A 19,208-nucleotide genomic window follows, 5' to 3' on the forward strand; every position below is an offset into this window, starting at 1 on the left:
TTGCTCGGAGGCCGGATTGCCGTTCACACCGGCTCCTCCCAAGTTGCGTTGCGGCCGAGCGAGGCGGCCACGCGGCGCCAGCGGGTCTGCAAGGTGGCGTCGATGTCGCCGAAAGGCGTCTCGGCGCGGCAGCCGCCGCGCAGAATGGATTCATCGGCCAGCACGCGCCAATGGCCTTCCTTCAGTTCGTCGGCCAGGTGCAGGCGGATCAGCTCGATATCGTCCGGGTTCGCCCACAGGCGCATCTGGCCGCCAGCGGTCGGATTGATGTGCAGGACGTCGCGAACCGCGTTCACGACCGTCTCGGGCTGTTCGGCAAGGGTGGTGCGAACCACTTGCTGGGCAATGTCCAGTGCCAGCGTCAGCAGGCTCTGGCCCATCTTTTCTTCCAGCGCGCCGATCGACACGGCGCAGGCTTCGACCAGCGTGTGCAGGCGTTGCGCCTCGGCGGCGCCCTGTTCGCGGCCCTGGGCCAGGCCTTCCGCATGACCGGCTTCGCGGCCGGCGGCAAGGCCGGCCTCGTAGCCTGCCTGCTGGCCGGCTTCCTGGCCCGCGGCGTGGCCGCGCGCCAATCCTTCCTCGTGTCCTTCCGCGATGGCCTGGGCGCGCAACTGCGCCATGACCACGGCGGGATCGGGACCCGGATCGGGTTCGGGCTCGGGTTCGACTTCGACGGGCGCCGGCTCGTCGAACGACAGCATCTGCCAGCGACGCCAGGCGGCGCTGCGCGAGATGAGCGTCGCCGCGCCGTTGTCCGCGTCAGACATACGCGTCGTCTCCGGAATTGCCCAGCACGATCTGGCCGCTTTCCGCCAGGCGGCGGGCGATCTGCAGGATCTTCTTCTGTTCGGTTTCGACCTTCGACATGCGGATCGGGCCCTGGGCTTCCAGGTCCTCGCGCAGCATTTCGGCCGCACGGCTGGACATGTTGCGCAGGAACTTGGCGCGCAGCTCTTCCTGGGCGCCCTTGAGCGCGACCATGAGCGTGTCGTTGTCGATTTCCTTGAGGATGAGCTGGATGGCGCGGTCCTCGACGTCGAGCAGGTTGTCGAAGACGAACATCTCGTCGATGATCTTCTGCGCCAGGTCGTTGTCGCGTTCGCGCAGGCTGGCGACCACGGTCTCTTCCTGCGTCGAGTTCATCATGTTCAGGATCTCGGCCGCGGTGCGCACGCCGCCCATCTTGCTGCGCTTGGCGCCCTGGCCAGCCAGCACGGAGTTCAGCACTTCGGTCAGCTCCGACAACGCCGCCGGCTGCACGCCGCCGAACGTGGCGATACGCAGCATCACGTCGTTGCGCAGGCGGTCCGTCAGCAGGGCCAGCACGCCGGCCGCGCGGTCGCGCTCCAGATGAACCAGGATGGTGGCGATGATCTGCGGGTGCTCATCGCCGATCAGCTCGGCCACGGTGTTCGGGTCCAGCCAGTTCAGCGCGTCGATGCCGCTGCCGCCGTCGCCGGCTTCCAGAATGTCTTCGATCAGGCCAGCCGCGCGATCGCTGCCCAGCGCCTTGGTCAGTACGCTGCGGATGTAGTCGTCCGAGCCCAGCGTCACGGCCATGAATTGGTCGGCTTCCTGGCGGAACTCCTCCAGCACGACGGCGACGTCGTTGCGCGTGACCTGCTTTAAGCTCGCCATCGCGGCGCCGACCTGCTGCACTTCACGGGCGCTCAGGTACTTGAACACTTCCGCCGCGGCGTCTTCGCCCAGCGACATCATCAGGACGGCGCTGCGCGTCATGCCGTCCATTGGCAGGGAATCATTTTTCATCTTTGGTCATCCAGGTGCGCAGGACCATCGCGACGGCGCGCGGATCCTTGTTGGCCATGGTGCGTGCGCGCTCCAGGTTGTCCTGGTAGCGGTCGGTTTCCTTGGCGCGGGCCAGATCCTGGGCTTCGCGGGCGGCTTCGACGCGCTCGGCTTCGGCCACTTCCGGATCCACCGGCGGGTACAGGTACTCGGTCACCGAGCGGCGCAGCTTGCGATACAGCCACAGTGCCAGGACGCCACCAATCAGCCAGGCCAGGATCGTCTTGAACAGCGAGATCATTTCCGGATCGCGCCACATCGGCAACGGCGGCGGGCCATCGTTGAACTGGCTGTTGACCAGGTTGAGCGAGTCGCCTCGGCCTTCGGAATAGCCCATGGCTTCGCGCACCAGGTTGGTGAGCTTGTTCAGTTCTTCGGGCGGCAGGGCCTGCAGTTCGCCGTCCTTGTCGCGCACGTAGTTCACGACCACGGCCACCGACATGCGTTTGAGGTTGCCCGTCGGCTGCTTGATGTGGCTGATGGTGCGGTCGACTTCGTAGTTCGTCGTCGCGTCGCGGCGTTCGTTCAGGTTGGCCGCGGGGGCCTGGGTGCCGGTCTGCTGCTGCTGTTGTTGTTGCTGCTGCTGCGCGTTGGGCTGCGGCGGCTGGCCGGGGCGGGGCGGCTGTTGCTGCGGCGGATTGGTGATCGGCGCCTGCGCGTCGGCGGGCGCCTGGTTCGACAGCGCGCCGGGCACGCCCTGGGCGGGGCCGACGCCGCGCTGCGTGGAATCGCTGGTCTGCTGGCTGCGCACGGCGGCCTGGCCAGGTTCCTGGTTGGGACGGTAGACCTCGGACGTTTCTTCGCGGCGCGAGAAATCGACGTCCGCAGTGGCCTGGGCGTGCACGTTGCCGGGGCCGACCAGGGGATTCAGGATGGTGAGGATGCGCTCGACGGTGCGCTGCTCGATCTCGCGCACGAAGCGAAGCTGGTCGGCGTCCATGCCGCGGCCTTCGCCCAGCGGGGAGGACAGCAGCCGGCCGTTCTGGTCGACGATGGACACGCTTTCGGCGGTCAGTTCCGGCACGCTGGAAGCCACCAGCCAGGAAATCGCGGACACCTGCGCGTCGCTCAGGCTGCGGCCCGGATACAGGTTCAGCAGCACGGAGGCGGTGGGCGCCTGGCGCTCACGCACGAACAGCGACTGGCGCGGCATGGCCAGGTGGACGCGGGCGTGCTGCACGGTGTGCATTGCTTCTATCGAACGGGCCAGCTCACCCTCCAGACCGCGCTGGTAGTTGATCTGCTCGGCAAACTGGCTGGCGCCGAAGCGGGCGTTGTCCATCAGCTCGAAGCCGACGGAACCGCCGCGCGGCAGGCCTTGCGACGCAAGCTGCAGCCGGGCGTCATAGACGCGGTCGGCGGGCACGAGCAGCGCGGTGCCGTTTTCGTTGTAGCGGTAGGGAACGTTCATCGTGCCCAGGGCGGTCACGATGGCGCCGCCATCGCGGTCGTCCAGGTTCGAGAACAGAACCTTGTATTTCGGTTCGCTGCTCCACATGGCCACGGCGACGATCACCGCGACAAGGGCGGCGGCGGCGCCGATCAGGACGGGCTTGGGAAGCGCGCGGACCCGTTCCAGCACGGGGAACTTGGCCAGAAGCGACGAGCTCAGGGTAGCCTGCTGATTCATTGACGGCTCCCGCTGGCTTCGCGGAGCAGGGAAAATGACTTCATGTCTGGGTAGGGCCGATTACACATGCAACGTGCTTCTGGTCTGGGGAGAGCGTGGATTATTGCCCCTGAGACAGCGATCCCAATCGATGAAAACAGCCGTTTTTTGGCGTTACTTAATCCCTATGTCGGCGGCAAGACGCAAAGCGGGGCCGCATCCCCGGCCAGGGATGTCGGCATTCGTTGAAATGTCGGGTTTTTTGGCGGTTCTTGTCGGCTATGGGCCGGCCCGATCGGCGTTACGCTGCGTGTGCACTTTGGCGTAATCCACCCACCAGCAAGGAATAGGTAATGGCTGTATCAGGCTTGTCCGGCATCGAAGGCATGCTCCAGCAGATGCGCTCGGTCGTGAGCAAGGCGGAGACCGGTAATCTGGGCGCCGGCGACGCCGTTGCGCAGCCCGACGGTTTTGCCGCGGAACTGCAACGTTCCATTCGACGCGTGACCGCCGCGCAGAACGCCGCCAGCAATCAGGCCAAGGCGTTCGAACTGGGAGCGCCCGATATCTCGCTCAACGACGTCATGATCGACCTTCAGAAGGCCAGTCTCGGCTTCCAGACGGCGGTCCAGGTGCGCAACAAGCTGGTTGCGGCCTACAAGGAAATCTCGTCGATGGCCGTTTAAGGCCCGCGGCTTGGTAAAAGGCCTTCCCGCGGGAAGGCCTTTTGCGTTTCACGTTCAGTTGCGCTGCGCGCCTTTTTCCAGACGCCACACCACCTGCTGCAGCCAGTTCTCCTGGCGGGCGTTCAGGTTCATGAACAGCGCGCCCACGTGGCTGACCGGCGGTTCGCCCGTCAGCGACACGTGCTTGGGCGCTTCGCCATCGGTGCTGCTGTCGGCCGAGGCCATCGGCTGGCCCGACACCGGGTAGATGTTGCGCACTTCCAGGTCGGCGCTCAGCTTGCCAAGCTCGCCGAAATCCAGCTCCACGTCTTCCATCACCGCGCCGCGCTGGGGCAGCTCGCCCACCGCCAGGCCCACGCGCAAGCCCACCCCGTCCACCGAAATGTCGCGCACGGTGAAGCCCATCGGCTTTTCCGGCGCTGCCGGTTGCCAGGTGGCCATGCAGCGGTTGGCGCTGGAGATCATCGAGGCGCGGAACATCTTGCGGCGCTGGATGCGGGCAAGCCGATCGGGGAAGGGCGACATCAACGCCGCACTGCCGTCATCGAAATGAATGATTTCCGGTCGCTGGACGCGAAAGCGGATCTGCACGCCGCCATAGGCGGTGGCATTGAAGTGGAAGGTCGTGCCGCTCAGCAGGCCCATGCTGTCGGACTGTTCAAAATCCGCGCCGTCGTAGTCGCGCGGCCGCCAGAAAAATTGGCGGGTCTGCTTGTCGGCGCCCAGGATCAGCACGGCGATCTCCCGGTCCGCGGCATCGCGCACCAGGATGTGGCTGTCGGGGTGCGTCAGCTCGAAGAGCGCGGAGCGCATGTCTTCCGGCCGGGTCAGCAGGAATTCCGGATCGGCAGCATCCAACACGGTGATCGTCCTTAGGTAGAGATTTCGGGCCGCGCGGCCTGGGGGATGTCGCGCGATTCCAGGCGGTACAGCCAGGCGAGCAATTCTGCCACCGCGACATAGAGTTGGGGGGGGATATGTGCGTCCAGGTCGACCTGCATCAGCAGGCCCACGAGCTCGCGGGATTCGTGCACGTACAGCCCGTTTTCCTCGGCCGCCCGGACAATCGTGTCCGCCAGCTGGCCATAACCCTTGGCGACCACGCGCGGCGCGCCGTCGCTTTCGTCATACGAGATGGCGACCGCCGCGTTGCGGTTGGCGTTCGGGCCGGTGTCCGCGGGGGAGGAGGGGGTGTTCATCAGAAATCGGTCGGGATGACGGGACGGGGTTCAACCACGTTGACCGTCAGATTGCTCAGGGTCAGGCCGGCGGCCAGGAGGCGCGAGCGTAGCATGTCCGAGGAATCGTTGATTTCGGCCGCGCTGTGCGGCGCAATCAGCTGCAGCACGATCTGGTCGCCGGCGAGGTTCAGGCGGGCGTCGACCAGGCCAAGGCGCGGCAGGTCCAGCTTCACGCGGGTGGCCCAGGTTGGCACGGCCGATTCGCGGTCCTCGCCGTACGGGTCGCGCTCGACTTCCCACTCCATCTGCGTGCCGGGCCAGGCTTCGCCCTGCCAGTTCAGCGTCTGATTGGCCAGCACATCGAGCTGCTGGCGCACCAGCACGGTCAGATCCTGATGGATGCCGGCGATCGGCGTGCCGGGCGTGTTCGTGGAAGACGACGTGCCAGAGCCCGAGGGCGCATCGGCGCTGGCGCCCGAGCGGCCGGCGCCGGCGGCTTCGCCGCGGCTGCGCGCCTGGGTGCTGGCGTGCGCGGCGGTGTCGCGCGACATCCTGGCTTGGGGCTCGTTTTCCAGGGTGGACGGGTTCTTGCGCCCAAACACCATGTCGGTCAGGTGCGATTCGTAGAAGAGGCCGCTGGTCTGCAGGGCATTGCGCAACGCCTGGCCAAGGGCGCGGGCGGACGGGCCGCCGGCAGCCAATGAGGCATGCGATGCGGCTTGCGTCCCTTTCGCGCCGCCGGCCTGGTCCCCCGCATGCGCGGCGCCTGGCTTGGCGTTGCCATTCGCGGCATCCGCAGCGGCAGTGGCCGAAGGCGTGGCGGTGGCGGCGGGCAGGGTGGTCGACGCCGGAAGCTGGGCCGTCGTCGCGGCGGCCGGCTGTCCAGGCTGACCCGCCTGCGCGGGCTGGCCGGGTTGGCCGGCCTGGGCCGCGGGTTGGCCGCCTGGCGCGGCGCCACCGGGTTGCTGTCCGCCCTGCGCGTCGGCGCTCCAGAGCGGCGCGCGCCCCTGCACGGCCGGGGCCGCTTCGGGGTATTGGGCGAGCAGGGCGAGGATGGTGCGTGCGGTCGTGCCCAGCGTGGTTGGCGCCGAGGCGGTGGTATCGCTGCTGGTGACCAGGCCCCGGGCGGCCAGCGCTAGCGCGGCGGCGGTTTTGGGGTCGACAACAGTATTCTGGCGGTCGCCTCGGGCGCCGCCAGTTTGTATGCCTTGCCGGGTATCGCGGGCCGAGCCGTCCGAGGGCCCGGCTTTCTCCGGGCTGCCAGGCTGGCTGACCGCGTCGGGCCGCGCGCCCGAAATCTGGTTGGCGTTCGCGGCGGACATCGTCGTGCCCAGCACGGCGTCCAACCGCTGCACCAGGACGTTGCCAAGCGCGGCGGGACCGATGCTCATTGCTCAGACGCCTGGTTGCCGTAGGCCGACAGCAAGGTCTGCTGGCGCTTCATGCGTCCCAGCAATTCGCCCAGCCGTGCCAGTTGGGGCAGCGCCAGGTCACGCGTCAACGCGTCGTTTTCAAGAATGCGCACGAGCAGGTCGTACTTCATGGTGCGGCCGGCTTCATCCAGGGGGCTGGCGGGCTCGGCATGGCGCAGGCGCTCGACCTGCTCACAATAGAGCTGACCGTGCACGAGCGCGGTGTCCCAGTCGCCGGCCTGGGCGGCTGTCAACATCTCGCTCGTTGATATGGCGATCTCCTGATACTGTTCCAGGATGGCGGAGTACTGGGTGAGCGACGTCATAGAAATCTCGGGCGAGCGATGGCTGGCAATAGTTGTTGTAGGGGCCATCAAAGCGTTACGTCCGGGGCAGGCCGATCGATGGAAGTCTGCCAGGCGTCGGAAAGGTCCGCCAGCAGGCGGTCCGCGATGTCGAGCTGCTCGACGTCCGCTTTCAGGTTTGCCATGAGCAGCGTGCGGACGATGTAGTCGTACAGCCGGCTCAGGTTGGCGGCGATGTCGCCGCCGGCTTCCATGTTCAGGCCCATCTTCAGGCCTTCGTCGACGATCTTGATTGCCTTGGTGATGGCCGTGCCGCGCTCGGCCACGCGACCCTCCTGCATGTGCAGGCGCGCCTGTCCGATTGCCGCGCGCGCTCCCTGGTAAAGCAGGGTGATCAGCCTTTCCGGTGTGGCGCTCATCACTTGGGTCTCCAGGCCGATATCGGCGTAGGAGCGGACAGAGTATGAGCCTGTGGGGCGGCGCGCGGCGTACGTCATTTAATGCATCTTCTCGGTTATCACTTCGACGACTTGTTCATGGCCGCGAATTGCTGGGTCAGGTAGTTGGCCGTGACCGACTGCTGCGCAACGAATTTGTCCAGTTGGACGAACTGCGCGCGCATCAGTTCCAGCGATGCTTCGCCGGCGGCCTTGGCGCGCGTGTACTGGTCCTTCACGTTGGCGATCGACTTGGCCAGACCGTCGGTCTTGGTCTTGATCGAACCGGTGTCGCTCAGGATGTCCTTGGTGGCCTTGTCGAAATTCGCGGCCAGACCGTTCTCGCCGGTCAGCATGCGCGCGACGTCGGCGCTGTTCGTGGCCAGGGCCTTGTCCAGCTTGGTCTGGTCCAGCGTGAGCTGGCGCGTCTGCGGGTTGGTCGTGATGCCCAGGTCGGCCAGCGAACGCATCGTGCCTTCGCCCGTCACGAACTGCAGCGCGCTGGCAAGCGACGACTGGATCGCGCGCGTCGTGCCGTCGCCGGTCAGCGGCTGGTTGGTGGCGGCGGCGGCGTCGAAGGCCGTCAGGTTCTTGATCGTCGTCTGCAGCGTGTTGTAGGCGGTGACAAAGCTCTGGATGGCCTTGCTGGCCACCGAGGGATCGCTTTCCAGCTTCAGCGTGATCGGCTTGCCCGCTTCCGTCTTGGACGACAGGTTCAGCGTGACGCCGTCGATGGCGGTGGAAATGTTGTTCGTGCCGCTCTTGATCGTGATGCCGTTGATGTCGATCTCGGCATCGACGGCGGCGGTGGCCGTCATTTTGCTATTGGCGGCATCGGTGCTGCTGTAGGACAGGACGTCCTTGAGCGACTGGTCGCCCGTCACCGTGATGGACTTGACCGAGGCCTGCACGCCGGTGTCCTTGGCGGTCATCATCAGGTAGCTTTTGCCGTCGCCGTCGGTGATGACGGTGGCGCGCACGCCCAGCGTGTCGTCGGCGTTGACCGCCTTGACGATGCCGTTCAGCGAGGTGTCGTCCTTCAGGTCGACGGTCTTCTTGGTGCCGTCGGCCAGTTCGATTTCAAACGAACCCGTGGCGCCGTTGGACGCCTTGCGGTCGGCGACCGCGCCCGATTGCAGCGTCTGGGAAGTGGCAACGTTCTTCACGTTGATCGTGTACTGGCCGGCCACGGCGCCTTCGGCGGCCACGGTCGCGGTCAGGGCGTCACCGCCGGTCACGCTGCCTTTCACGGCGCCCAGCGTCTCGGGCTTGCCCAGTGCGGCGGCAGCCTTCTGCACGGCTTCCACGGCGCTCTTGAGCTGGCCGTATGCCGTAACGCGGGTTTCGAAGCTGGTCTGCCGTACGGTGTACTGCTGCAGCTTCTTTTCCTCGGCTGCTTGCAGCTTCGTGAGGATATCCTCCAGGGGCAAGCCTGAGTTCGCGCCGAGATTGGTGATGGTGGCCATTGAAATTCCTTCCTAGCGATGCAATTCTGACAAAAATGTGATCCCGGCTATCGGCCGGGTAAAGGCATAAGGCGGGCCTAATTCGGCGGTTCTCTCACCGGGCCGCGCGTCAATCTTGGCGAACGGTGTTTTAAGTGCCGGATCAGGCCGACGTCTTGATACCGTTCCCCTGCATGTTCACGATCATCTTGGCGATCTTCAGCACCGTTTCGCTCGGAATGGTGCGCAGGACATCGCCCGATTCCGCGTCGATCACCGACACCACGACCTGGTGCACGTTCGGGTCGATTTCAAACTGAAGCTGTGTCGACCAGGCCTTCATCTGGTCATTGATCTCATCCAGGGCTTTGTCGAGCGGCAACTTCTGCGCATTTGCCTGGTCGGACGTGGCGCCGCCGGAGGCGTTGCTGTTGGCGCTGGCCGGTGCCGGCGTGGCGGTGGCGGACGGGTCCGGCGTGGCGATAACGGTCGAAACCGGTAACGACGCGAACGCTGCGGGGGCTAACGGGGTTACGGCCATGATCACTCCAACGGCGAGGGGGGGCGTCTCGGAGAACGCGCTGTTTTCAGGAAATTCTCAGTTACCATAACGGCACCCTCGCAGGGAACTTTAGCCCCGCGCATATGGATGGTTCACGTGCTAAGAGTTTGGATCGGGCGATGAGTGTCAAGACGGCGTTGCGAGTGATCGAAATCATCGAAACCTACGCCCGCGAGAAACGCGCGCTGCCCTTGTCGGAGCTGGCCCGCCTGCTGGACGTGCCGGTCTCCAGTTGCCTGGCGCTGATCCGCACGCTCACCAGCCTTGGCTATCTGTATGAAACGGGCCGGCGCCAGGGCTATTACCCCACCGGCCGCCTGCTCGCCATGGCCCAGCGCATCGCGCGGGCCGACCCCGTCCTGGACCGGGTCTATCCCAGCCTGGTTGAACTGCGGGACGCCACGCGAGAAACCGTCGTCTTCGCCAAGCTGTCGCCGGACGGCCGCGTCGTCTATCTGGATGTGCTGGATTCGCCGCATACGATCCGATACGCGCCCGTTGCAGGCGAGTTCAAGGACGTTCATGCAAATTCGCTGGGAAAAGCGCTGCTTTCACTGCTGGACGAACCGGCGCGGGACGCCTTGCTGGCCAACATTCCCATGACGCGCTACAACGACCGCACCCTCGTGACCCGAGAGGCCTTGCTGGCGGACCTGGACGCCGCTCGGCAGCGGGGGTGGTTCATGAACAGCGGAGAATCCATCGCCGACGTGGGGGCGATTGCTTGGCCGGTCACGCTGTCCGGTGAACATTACGCCATTTCTGTTGGCGGCCCGATCTACCGGATCGAGCCAGAGCAGGAAACCTACGCCCGCATACTGCGGGCTGCCTGCACGGGGCTGGAGCAGCAGGCCTGAACCGCGCCTGCCTGCCGCCAGCTTCCGTCTAGTACGACTTGGGCAGGCCCAGCACCTTTTCGGCGATGAAGCACATGATGAGCTGCGGGCTGACCGGCGCGATGCGGGGAATGAAGCTTTCGCGCAGCAGCCGCTCCACGTGGTACTCCTTGGCATACCCCATGCCGCCCAGCGTCATCACCGCCGTCTGGCAGGCGTTGTAGCCGGCCTCGGCCGCCAGGTACTTGGCCGAATTGGCGGCGGGGCCGCAGGGCTTGCCCGCGTCGTACAGGCTGGCCGCCTTGAACACCATCAGGTCCGCGGCTTCGAGCTGCATCCAGGCCTGGGCGAGCGGATGCTGGATCCCCTGGTTCTTGCCGATGGGGCGGCCGAACACGGTACGTTCGCCGGCATACTTGACGGCCCGGTCCAGCGCCGCGCGGCCGATCCCCACGGCTTCGGCGGCGATCAGGATGCGCTCGGGGTTCAAGCCGTGCAGGATGTATTCAAAGCCGCGGCCTTCCTCGCCGATACGGTCGGCCACCGGAATCCGCAGGCCGTCGATGAACAGCATGTTCGAGTCCACGGCCTTGCGGCCCATTTTCTCGATCTCGCGCACCTCGATCTTTTCGCGGTTCAGGTCGGTATAAAAGAGCGACAGGCCCTGCGTGGGCTTTTCAACTTCGGATAGCGGGGTGGTGCGCGCCAGCAGCAGCATCTTGCTGGCCACCTGCGCCGTCGAGATCCAGATCTTGCGGCCGTGCACGACGTACTCGTCGCCCTGGCGCACGGCGCGGGTGCTCAGCTTGGTCGTGTCCAGCCCGGCATCGGGCTCGGTGACCGCAAAGCAGGCCTTCTCGCGGCCGGCAATCAGCGGTTCGAGCCAGCGGCCGCGCTGCTCGTCGCTGCCGAACACCACCACCGGATTCAGCCCGAAGATGTTCATGTGGACGGCGGAGGCGCCCGTGAAGCCGGCGCCCGACGCCGCGATGGTCTGCATCATCAGCGCGGCTTCGGTCATGCCCAGGCCCGCGCCGCCGTACTCCTGCGGCATGGCAATGCCCAGCCATCCGTCGCGCGCCAGGTCGGCGTGCAGGGGTTCCGGAAAGCCGCCCTCGCGGTCCCGTTCCAGCCAGTACTCGTCGGGATAGCGGTCGCAGATGCGGGAAACCGCGTCGCGCAGCGCCAGTTGATCGGGGGTGAATTCAAAGTCCATCGTTGTTTCCGTCCTGGGTAATGCCACGGGCAAGCATGGCGTCGATCTGTTCCTGTCCGTAGCCAGCCTCGGCCAGCACCTCGCGGCTGTGCTCGCCCAGCCGCGGGGCGGGACGCCGAATCGAGGTCGGCGTGCCGGTATAGCGGCCCAGCGTCCCGGTGGTGCGGATGCGGCCTTCCGAGGGGTGGTCCATTTCCCGGATGAACCCGGTAGCGGTCAGGTGCTCGTCCTGGATCAGGCCGTCGATGGTGTAGAGCTGCGAGGCCGGAATGTCGGCGCGAGCCAGTTCCCGCAGCCAGTCGTCGCTGGGGCGGGTGGCGATCACCTCGGCCACGAAGGCATAGACCTCGCTGATGTGCGCGGCGCGCGCGCCATGGGTGCAGAAACGCGGGTCTTGTGACAGCTCGGGCCGCCCGATCAGGTCAAAGAAATTGCGCCAGTGCTTGTCGTTGTAGATCAGCAGGCAGATGTACCCGTCCGACGTGGCGTACGGACGGCGATGCGGCGCCAGCAGGCGCGCGTACCCGGTGGGCCCCATCGGCGGCTCGAAAGTCGCGCCGCCCAGGTGGTCGCCCAGCACCAGGTGCGCCATGCCCTCGAACATGGGAATCTCCACCGGCTGCCCGCGCCCGAGCGCGCGGGCGCTCAGCACCGCGGACACCAGCGCAATGCCGACGTGCAGACCCACCGCCCGGTCCGCCAGCGTCAGCGGCGCGTAGCGCGGCACGTCGCCGCTTTGCTGCGCGGACAGCGCGGCAATGCCGGTCTGCCCCTGGATCAGGTCGTCGTAGGCGGGGCGGCCGGCGTAGGGACCGGCCTCGCCAAACCCATAGGCGCCCACATAGACGATGCGCGGGTTGCGCGCCGTCACCGCTTCGTACGACAGGCCCAACCGTGCCATCGCCTGGGGGCGGATGTTGTAGAGCAGGGCGTCGCAGCTTTCGGCCAGTTTCAGGCAGGCCTCAAGCCCCTCGGGGGTCTTCAGGTCCAGCACGATCGAGCGCTTGTTGCGGTTCAGGTGCAGGTAGAGGTGCCCCATGCCCGGGTTGCGCATGGGACCGACGGCCCGCATGTTGTCCCCCGCCGGCGACTCCACCTTGATGACGTCCGCGCCCAGGTCCGCCAGAACCTGGGTCGCGTACGGCCCCATCACCACCGAGCTGAGGTCCAGAATGCGCACGCCGGCCAGCGGTCCGGCAACCGGCGTGTCGGGCAGGGGCTGGTCGATCATTGCTGCTCGATCCCCGCGTCACGGATCAGCTTGCCCCACAGGTCGCGCTGTTCACCAACAAACTGGGCGAAGGCCTCGGGCGTGCTCGAGAAGGCGTCGAAGCCCAGTCCCGCCAGGCGCTTCTTCACGTCGGGCTTTGCCACGATCTGGTTGATGGCCCCATTCAGCTTGGCCACGATCTCGGGCGGCATGCCGGCCGGACCGAAGTAGCCGTTCCAGGAGTTCAAGTCGAAGTCGGGCACCCCCGCTTCCGCCATCGAAGGCAGATCGGGAATGATGGCGCTGCGCTCGGCGGTGGACACGGCCAGGGCGCGCAGTTGGCCCGACTGCACGAACGGCAGGCCAGAGGTCAGGTCCGTGAACATGAAGTCCACCTGTCCGCCCACCACGTCGGTCAGGCTCTGCGGCGTGCCTTTATAGGGCACATGCAGGATGTCGATCTTGGCGCGGTTGGCCAGCGTGGCGCCCGCGACGATGCCGGTGCTGTTGCCGCTGGCGTAGGTGATGCGGCCCGGGTTCTTCTTGGCGTCGGCCACCAGGTCGCCCACGGTCTTCCAGGGGCGCTTCGGGTTCACGACCAGGATGAAGGGCAGGTTGCCGCCGCGCGCGATCGGGGTGAAATCCTTGACCGGGTCATACGGCACGTTCTTCATCAGCCAGGGGGCGGCCGAATGGGAAGTATTGGTGGTGACGAACAGCGTGTAGCCGTCCGGCTTGGCGCGCGCCACGTAGTTGGCCGCGATCGTGGCATTGGCGCCCGGTTTGTTCTCCACCACGACCTGCTGGCCAAGGAGGGTCGACAATTCGGCCCCGAAGATCCGGCCCACGGCGTCCGTGCCCGATCCTGCCGGGAAGGGCACCACAAGGGTAATGGGCTTGGTGGGGTAATCGGCGGCGTGGGCGGGGCCAGCCGCCATCATGGCGGCGCCGCTGACCAGCGCGGCGCCAAGCAGGCGTAGGGATTGCATGGGTGTGTCTCCTGTCTTTATTGGAATAAGGCGCGGCTCTATCGGCCGCTGCCTCTCGCGAAGCGCCGCGTCAAGCGGCTGGGGGTGGCGCCGGAAAATCGCGGATCACGCGATCGGGGGATTCTTCGTAAGGCGGCGTGTAGATCACCAGCAGCCGGGCGGGTTCATCGCTCGTCACGGTGAAAACGTGGGGAATGTCGGGGGGGAAGTAACAGCAGTCGCCGGGGCCCATGTCGGCCCATTCGTCCTGCACCTGCGCGCGGGCGGTGCCCGAAATCAGGTAACAGACCTGCTCGATGCCGGGGTGCGCGTGCGGCAGGGCGCCTTTGCCCTTGTCGATGACGCCCAGCAGCACCTCCACGCCGCGGGCGCCGACGGTGTCCGGGCTGATCAGCCGGCGGTTGAGGGTGCCGGTGTGGTTGGCAGGGCTGTAGCCCGGCACGTCGGCTTCACGCACCAGCCATTTGGGAGTTGAACGCTGCGTCATGTCTCTTCCTGTTATTTTCCATACATGAATTTATTTTTACGTATGAGAAAAACATGGGCAAGCACTTTCTGCCGGCGGATACCGTGCCACACCCTAGGGGATTAGGGAAAACACCGGGCACACACTGCTAAAATCGCAGGCTGATTTCCTTTCGCGAACCCGTCTCATGTCTTCTGTCCGCACGCCTGACGCCGCTGCCAACCTGTCCGATTGGCTGCAGTACCTGGAGTCCATCCACGCCACCGCGATCGACATGGGGCTGGACCGGGTGCGCCAGGTCGCGGACCGCATGCAACTGTCGCTGCCCGGCGTCAAGTTCGTGGTCGGCGGCACCAACGGCAAGGGTTCCACCTGTGCCATGCTCGAGGCCATCCTCCTGGCCGCGGGCTACAAGGTCGGCTTGTACACCTCGCCGCATCTCATCGACTTCAACGAGCGCGCCCGCGTCAACGGCCAGATCGCCTCCGATCAGGACCTCATCACGCAGTTCCAGGCCGTCGAAGCCGCGCGCGGCGATGTGTCGCTGACTTACTTCGAATTCACCACGCTGGCCATTCTGCGCCTCTTCTCGCAGTCGCGCCTGGATGCCGTCGTCCTCGAAGTCGGCCTGGGCGGACGCCTGGATGCCGTCAACATCGTCGATGCCGACTGCTCCATCGTCACCAGCGTCGACCTGGACCATACCGACTGGCTGGGCGACACGCGCGAAAAAATCGGCTTCGAAAAAGCCCACATCTACCGCAGCGGCCGGCCGGCCATCTGCAGCGATCCGGTGCCCCCGCAGTCGCTGCTGGATCACGTCGAAGCCATCGGCGCGGACCTGTGGCTCTTCGGCCGCGACTACAACTATTCGGGCGACCGCCAGCAATGGGCGTACGGCGGGCGGGAACAGCGCCGCAGCGGGATGGCCTATCCGGCCCTGCGCGGCGCCAACCAGTTGCTCAACGCCTCGGCGGCGCTGGCCGCGCTGGAATCCGTGCGCGACCGGCTGCCCGTGCAGCAGCAGGCCGTGCGCCTGGGGTTGTTGCAGGCCTCGCTGCCCGGCCGCTTCCAGATCCTGCCGGGCCAACCCACCGTCATTCTCGACGTGGCGCACAATCCGCATGCCGCTGCCGTGCTGGCGCAAAACCTCGACAACATGGGCTTTCATCCGTATACCCACGCGGTGTTCGGCATGCTGAACGACAAGGACCTCGCCGGCGTGGTGGCCAAATTCGGCTCCCGCGTCGACTACTGGTATTGCGCCGGTCTTCCAGGGCCGCGCGGCACCCCCGCCCAGGCGCTCGCGGACCAGGTCGCCGCAGCCCTCCCGCCGCTGCCCGCCGGCAGCGAAAGCCCCAGCATCCAGCCCTATGCCGATCCCGCCCAGGCCTTTGCCGCAGCGCGCGAACGGGCAGGGGAGAATGATAGAATCGTGGTATTCGGATCGTTTCTCACCGTAGCCTCCGTCTTGCAGGCTCTGGGTCGCAAGGCATAGGCAAATCGGGCCATTCGCGTCATGGCGGCCCCGCCGCCTCAATGCCGCAAGGCGCCGCAAGGAATTCTCTTCCATGGGTTTTTTCAAACGCAAAGATCCCGCCGAGCAGGCGCAGGCCTCCAAACGGGCTGCCGTGCCAAGCGAGGTCCAGGCCGCCGAGTTGCGTGGCCGCGCGCGTCGCAGGCTCGCAGGCGCCGTAGCGCTGGTGCTGGCAGCCGTCATCGTCCTTCCCATGGTGCTCGATTCGCAGCCCACCCCGGTCGACGACAACATTCCCATCAAGGTGCCGGAACGCAATACGCCGTTCCAGCCGCAGGTCTCGGAACCGCAGGCCACCGCACCGGCCGAGCCGTCCGCGCCCACCGACCCCGCCGCCGTTCCCACGCCACCGGGCGTGACGTCCGTGCCGCCCGTGGCCGCTGCGTCCAACACGCCGCACGCCACCGCGCCCGCCGCACAGCCGGTCACGCCTGCAGTCCCGCCGGTCACGCCGCCCAAGCCCGAGGTCAAACCCAAGCCCGAGCCGGCCAAACCCGCGACGCCCGCCAAACCCGACTCGCGTTCGGACGACGGCGCGCGCGCCCTGGCGCTGCTCGAAGGCCGCAACGCTCCGGCGTCCTCGCCCAAGCCCGACGCGCCCAAGCCGGCTGCCTCCAAGGGCAATTTCGTGCTGCAGATCGCCGCGTACACCACGTCGGAAGACGCCCAGTCGCGCCGCGGCAAGCTGCATCAGGCCGGCGTCACCAATGCATTTGTCGAGCAGGCCACCATCAATGGCAAGCAGCAGTTCCGTCTGCGCGTGGGGCCGTTCCCCTCGCGCGAGGCGGCTCAGGCGGCCCAGGCGCGGTTGCGCACGCTGGGCTATGACAATGGTTTCATTGCCGCCCAATAGTGACCGGCTTCGACTTCGTCGTGCTGGCCATCCTGGTGGTATCGGGTGTGCTGGGCCTGGTGCGCGGCCTGCTCAAAGAGGTGCTGTCGCTGGTCGCCTATCTGCTGGCCTTCGTGGCCGCGATATGGTGGGGCCCCACGGTCTATACCTGGCTGGAGCCCTATATTGAAACGACGCTGCTGCGCATGGGAGTCTCCTACGCGGCGGTGTTCATCATCGTGTTGCTCGGCGTGGGGTTGGTCAATATGACGCTTGCCGCCCTGATCCGCAGCACCGGACTGAGCCCGGCCGATCACGGCCTGGGCGGAATGTTCGGGCTGGCCCGTGGTCTATTGATTGTGCTGGCGCTGGTCGCCGCCGCAGGGTACACGCCGCTGCCACAAGAGCCATGGTGGCAGGACGCCATGTTTTCGCATTCGGCCATCGAGGCCATCAAACATATCAAGACGTGGCTGCCGCCAACCCTGGCGACGTGGCTACCGTACTGATTAGCTTCAAATCAACCAGGAAATCTCACCATGTGTGGAATCGTAGGGGTCATCGGGCGCGGGCCGGTCAACCAGCTGCTCTATGACAGCTTGCTGCTGTTGCAGCATCGCGGGCAGGACGCCGCGGGCATTGCGACGTCGCAAGGCAACCAGTTCAATATGTACAAGGCGCACGGCCTGGTGCGCGACGTGTTCCGCACGCGCAACATGCGCGCGCTGCCCGGCACGTCCGGCGTCGGCCAGGTTCGCTATCCGACGGCCGGCTCCAGCGCCAGCGAAGAAGAAGCCCAGCCTTTCTACGTCAATGCCCCGTTCGGCATCATGTTGTCCCACAACGGCAACCTGACCAACTGGCGCGAACTGCGTGAATCGCTGTACCGCGTCGACCGCCGCCACATCAACACGAACTCCGATTCCGAAGTCCTCTTGAACGTGCTGGCGCACGAGCTGCAATCGGCCGCCAACGGCGTGTCGCTCGATGACGACGCCATGTTCCGCGCGGTTGCCGCCCTGCACAAGCGCGTGCGCGGCGCCTACGCCGTCGTGGCCCAGATTTCCGGCTACGGCCTGCTCGCCTTCCGCGATCCCAACGGCATCCGTCCGCTGTGCATCGGCCGCCAGGAAACCGAAGAAGGCGTCGAATGGATGGCCGCCTCGGAATCCGTGGCCCTCGAAGGCAGCGGTTTCACCTTCGTGCGCGACGTCGAGCCCGGCGAAGCCGTGTTCATCGATCTGGACGGCCGCCTGGTCGCCCGTCAGTGCGCCGACAATCCGCAGCTCGTTCCCTGCATTTTCGAATACGTCTACTTCGCCCGCCCCGATTCGATGATCGACGGCGTGTCGGTGTACGACGCGCGCCTGCGCATGGGTGAATACCTGGCCGACAAGGTCGCGCGCAACATGCGCCTGGGCGACATCGACGTCGTCATGCCGATTCCCGATTCTTCGCGCCCGGCCGCCATGCAGCTTGCCGCGCGCCTGAACCTGGACTATCGCGAAGGGCTCATCAAGAACCGCTACGTGGGCCGTACGTTCATCATGCCGGGCCAGGCCGTGCGCCGTAAGTCGGTGCGCCAGAAGCTCAATGCCATCGGCATGGAGTTCAAGGGCAAGAACGTGCTGCTGGTGGACGACTCCATCGTGCGCGGCACGACCAGCCGCGAAATCGTCGACATGGCTCGCGCCGCCGGCGCCAACAAGGTGTACTTCGCCTCGGCCGCGCCTCCGGTACGCTTCCCGAACGTGTACGGCATCGACATGCCCACGCAAAGCGAACTGATCGCCACCGGCCGCACGGACGAGGAAATCGCCCGCGCGATTGGCGCCGACAGCCTGATCTACCAGGACCTGCACGACATGCAGCAGTCGGTCCGCGACATCAATCCCAAGCTCACGCGCTTCGAGGCCTCGTGCTTCGACGGCCAGTACATCACCGGCGACATCACGCCCGAGTACCTGGCCCGTCTGGGGCAGTCGCGTTCCGAGCCCGGCAAGGACGAAGACGCGGGCGGCCTGCGCTTCAACATGGGATACACGTCCGACGACGCCTGATTCCTGCGGGCGTTCGCGCAAACAGAAATGCCGTCCCTCGGGACGGCATTTTTTTCGCCGGCGGCACCGCACCGGAAATGGTCAGCCTTGCGCTTCCCACAACGGCGTGCGCGTGGCCTCCAGATGCGTCAGGTACAGCCGCAGGTCGAACTCGTACTGATGGTAGTGCGGCTCCATGCGCAGACACATGTTGTAGAACGCCTTGTTGTGGTCCTTTTCCTTCAGATGGGCCAGTTCGTGCACGGTGATCATCTTCAGGAATTCGGCGGGCACGTTCTTGAACAGCGTCGCCACCCGGATCTCGTGCTTGGCCTTGAGCTTGCCGCCCTGCACGCGCGAGATGTAGGTGTGCTGGCCCAGCGCGTGCTGGATCACGTGGATCTTGCTGTCAAAGGCCACCTTGTTGATCTGGTCGCCGTTGCGCATGTAGGCGTTCTTCAGGTCGGTCACGTACTGGTACAGCGCCTTGTCGGTGCGCACTTCATGTGCGCCGCCCGGATACCGGGCAAGCAGGGCGGCGCCCAGCTTGTCCTGGTCCAGCAGTTTTTGCGCTTGCGCCAAGAGCGGCTCCGGATAGCCGGAGAGGTACTTCAGGGTCTGCACGATCTCGATGCGG

The 19,208-nt window shown here is 66.1% G+C and carries 21 protein-coding genes; 6 read left to right on the forward strand and 15 right to left on the reverse strand.

The annotated features are described in order from the left end of the window. Positions 1 to 23: 23 nt before the first annotated feature. From fliH to fliF, 3 genes are read right to left on the reverse strand one after another with little or no spacing between them, the layout of a single operon-like run. The gene (fliH, locus tag AC6LJW_RS04850) at positions 24 to 767 is read right to left on the reverse strand and encodes a flagellar assembly protein FliH (protein WP_056570243.1); all 744 of its coding nucleotides are present in this window, start codon (positions 765 to 767) and stop codon (positions 24 to 26) included. Next, complete coding sequence (fliG, locus tag AC6LJW_RS04855; protein ID WP_056316680.1) at positions 760 to 1,770, reverse strand: flagellar motor switch protein FliG; 1,011 nt, start codon at positions 1,768 to 1,770, stop codon at positions 760 to 762. The genes fliH and fliG overlap by 8 nt, the downstream gene beginning before the upstream one ends. Next, the gene (gene fliF, locus AC6LJW_RS04860; RefSeq protein ID WP_498086644.1) at positions 1,760 to 3,439 is read right to left on the reverse strand and encodes a flagellar basal-body MS-ring/collar protein FliF; all 1,680 of its coding nucleotides are present in this window, start codon (positions 3,437 to 3,439) and stop codon (positions 1,760 to 1,762) included. Before fliF ends, fliG begins: the two co-directional genes overlap by 11 nt. A 332-nt stretch (positions 3,440 to 3,771) precedes the next feature. On the opposite strand from fliF, the gene fliE reads away from it, so the two are divergent. After that, positions 3,772 to 4,104 (forward strand): flagellar hook-basal body complex protein FliE, encoded by a 333-nt coding sequence (gene fliE, locus AC6LJW_RS04865; RefSeq protein WP_056570247.1) that lies wholly within the window; start codon positions 3,772 to 3,774, stop codon positions 4,102 to 4,104. A 54-nt stretch (positions 4,105 to 4,158) separates the two neighbouring features. Here the strand turns inward: fliE and AC6LJW_RS04870 are convergent, their stop codons facing one another. From AC6LJW_RS04870 to AC6LJW_RS04900, 7 genes are all read right to left on the reverse strand, one after another. Continuing rightward, positions 4,159 to 4,962, reverse strand: a complete 804-nt coding sequence (locus AC6LJW_RS04870) for a flagellar brake protein (protein ID WP_056570250.1) — start codon at positions 4,960 to 4,962, stop codon at positions 4,159 to 4,161. 14 nt (positions 4,963 to 4,976) lie between these two features. Then, positions 4,977 to 5,303, reverse strand: coding sequence for an EscU/YscU/HrcU family type III secretion system export apparatus switch protein (locus AC6LJW_RS04875; RefSeq protein WP_056570252.1), 327 nt, complete (start codon positions 5,301 to 5,303; stop codon positions 4,977 to 4,979). Further along, the gene (gene fliK / locus AC6LJW_RS04880) at positions 5,303 to 6,676 is read right to left on the reverse strand and encodes a flagellar hook-length control protein FliK (RefSeq protein ID WP_056570254.1); all 1,374 of its coding nucleotides are present in this window, start codon (positions 6,674 to 6,676) and stop codon (positions 5,303 to 5,305) included. Before fliK ends, AC6LJW_RS04875 begins: the two co-directional genes overlap by 1 nt. After that, on the reverse strand, positions 6,673 to 7,023 hold the full coding sequence (locus AC6LJW_RS04885; RefSeq protein ID WP_056570256.1) for a flagellar protein FliT: 351 nt from the start codon (positions 7,021 to 7,023) through the stop codon (positions 6,673 to 6,675). The genes fliK and AC6LJW_RS04885 overlap by 4 nt, the downstream gene beginning before the upstream one ends. 47 nt (positions 7,024 to 7,070) lie before the next feature. Further along, positions 7,071 to 7,499, reverse strand: coding sequence for a flagellar export chaperone FliS (fliS, locus tag AC6LJW_RS04890; RefSeq protein WP_056570258.1), 429 nt, complete (start codon positions 7,497 to 7,499; stop codon positions 7,071 to 7,073). Between the two features lie 20 nt (positions 7,500 to 7,519). Further along, the gene (fliD, locus tag AC6LJW_RS04895; protein WP_056570260.1) at positions 7,520 to 8,905 is read right to left on the reverse strand and encodes a flagellar filament capping protein FliD; all 1,386 of its coding nucleotides are present in this window, start codon (positions 8,903 to 8,905) and stop codon (positions 7,520 to 7,522) included. 142 nt (positions 8,906 to 9,047) lie between these two features. Further along, entirely contained in the window at positions 9,048 to 9,425 is a 378-nt protein-coding gene (locus AC6LJW_RS04900) for a flagellar protein FlaG (protein WP_056570262.1), read from the reverse strand. A 140-nt stretch (positions 9,426 to 9,565) separates the two neighbouring features. Here AC6LJW_RS04900 and AC6LJW_RS04905 point away from each other — a divergent pair, with 140 nt between their 5' ends. Further along, entirely contained in the window at positions 9,566 to 10,303 is a 738-nt protein-coding gene (locus AC6LJW_RS04905; RefSeq protein WP_056570263.1) for an IclR family transcriptional regulator, read from the forward strand. A gap of 28 nt (positions 10,304 to 10,331) precedes the next feature. Here AC6LJW_RS04905 and AC6LJW_RS04910 read toward each other — a convergent pair whose 3' ends face one another. From AC6LJW_RS04910 to AC6LJW_RS04925, 4 genes are all read right to left on the reverse strand, one after another. Next, positions 10,332 to 11,498 (reverse strand): acyl-CoA dehydrogenase family protein, encoded by a 1,167-nt coding sequence (locus AC6LJW_RS04910; RefSeq protein WP_056570264.1) that lies wholly within the window; start codon positions 11,496 to 11,498, stop codon positions 10,332 to 10,334. Further along, positions 11,488 to 12,729 (reverse strand): CaiB/BaiF CoA transferase family protein, encoded by a 1,242-nt coding sequence (locus AC6LJW_RS04915; RefSeq protein ID WP_498086646.1) that lies wholly within the window; start codon positions 12,727 to 12,729, stop codon positions 11,488 to 11,490. Before AC6LJW_RS04915 ends, AC6LJW_RS04910 begins: the two co-directional genes overlap by 11 nt. Continuing rightward, positions 12,726 to 13,697, reverse strand: a complete 972-nt coding sequence (locus AC6LJW_RS04920; protein ID WP_056570268.1) for a Bug family tripartite tricarboxylate transporter substrate binding protein — start codon at positions 13,695 to 13,697, stop codon at positions 12,726 to 12,728. The genes AC6LJW_RS04915 and AC6LJW_RS04920 overlap by 4 nt, the downstream gene beginning before the upstream one ends. Positions 13,698 to 13,767: 70 nt before the next feature. Continuing rightward, on the reverse strand, positions 13,768 to 14,184 hold the full coding sequence (locus tag AC6LJW_RS04925; protein ID WP_056570270.1) for a cupin domain-containing protein: 417 nt from the start codon (positions 14,182 to 14,184) through the stop codon (positions 13,768 to 13,770). 166 nt (positions 14,185 to 14,350) lie between these two features. Between AC6LJW_RS04925 and folC the strand changes: the two genes are divergently transcribed. The 4 genes from folC (at position 14,351) to purF (ending at position 18,592) form a co-directional block, all read left to right on the forward strand. Next, positions 14,351 to 15,661, forward strand: a complete 1,311-nt coding sequence (gene folC / locus AC6LJW_RS04930; RefSeq protein WP_056570272.1) for a bifunctional tetrahydrofolate synthase/dihydrofolate synthase — start codon at positions 14,351 to 14,353, stop codon at positions 15,659 to 15,661. Positions 15,662 to 15,734: 73 nt separating this feature from the next. After that, positions 15,735 to 16,553 carry an SPOR domain-containing protein gene (locus AC6LJW_RS04935; RefSeq protein WP_056570273.1) on the forward strand — a complete coding sequence of 273 codons (819 nt, stop codon included), beginning with the start codon at positions 15,735 to 15,737 and terminating at the stop codon, positions 16,551 to 16,553. After that, positions 16,553 to 17,041: a CvpA family protein gene (locus AC6LJW_RS04940; RefSeq protein WP_056316730.1), complete on the forward strand. Its 489-nt coding sequence runs from the start codon at positions 16,553 to 16,555 to the stop codon at positions 17,039 to 17,041. The genes AC6LJW_RS04935 and AC6LJW_RS04940 overlap by 1 nt, the downstream gene beginning before the upstream one ends. Positions 17,042 to 17,071: 30 nt before the next feature. Further along, a complete protein-coding gene (gene purF, locus AC6LJW_RS04945; RefSeq protein ID WP_056570275.1) occupies positions 17,072 to 18,592 on the forward strand; it encodes an amidophosphoribosyltransferase in 1,521 nt (506 codons plus the stop codon). A gap of 81 nt (positions 18,593 to 18,673) precedes the next feature. Here the strand turns inward: purF and AC6LJW_RS04950 are convergent, their stop codons facing one another. After that, a complete protein-coding gene (locus AC6LJW_RS04950; protein WP_056570277.1) occupies positions 18,674 to 19,195 on the reverse strand; it encodes a M48 metallopeptidase family protein in 522 nt (173 codons plus the stop codon). Positions 19,196 to 19,208: the final 13 nt, after the last annotated feature.

This window comes from Achromobacter sp. 1012554356, assembly GCF_059760815.1.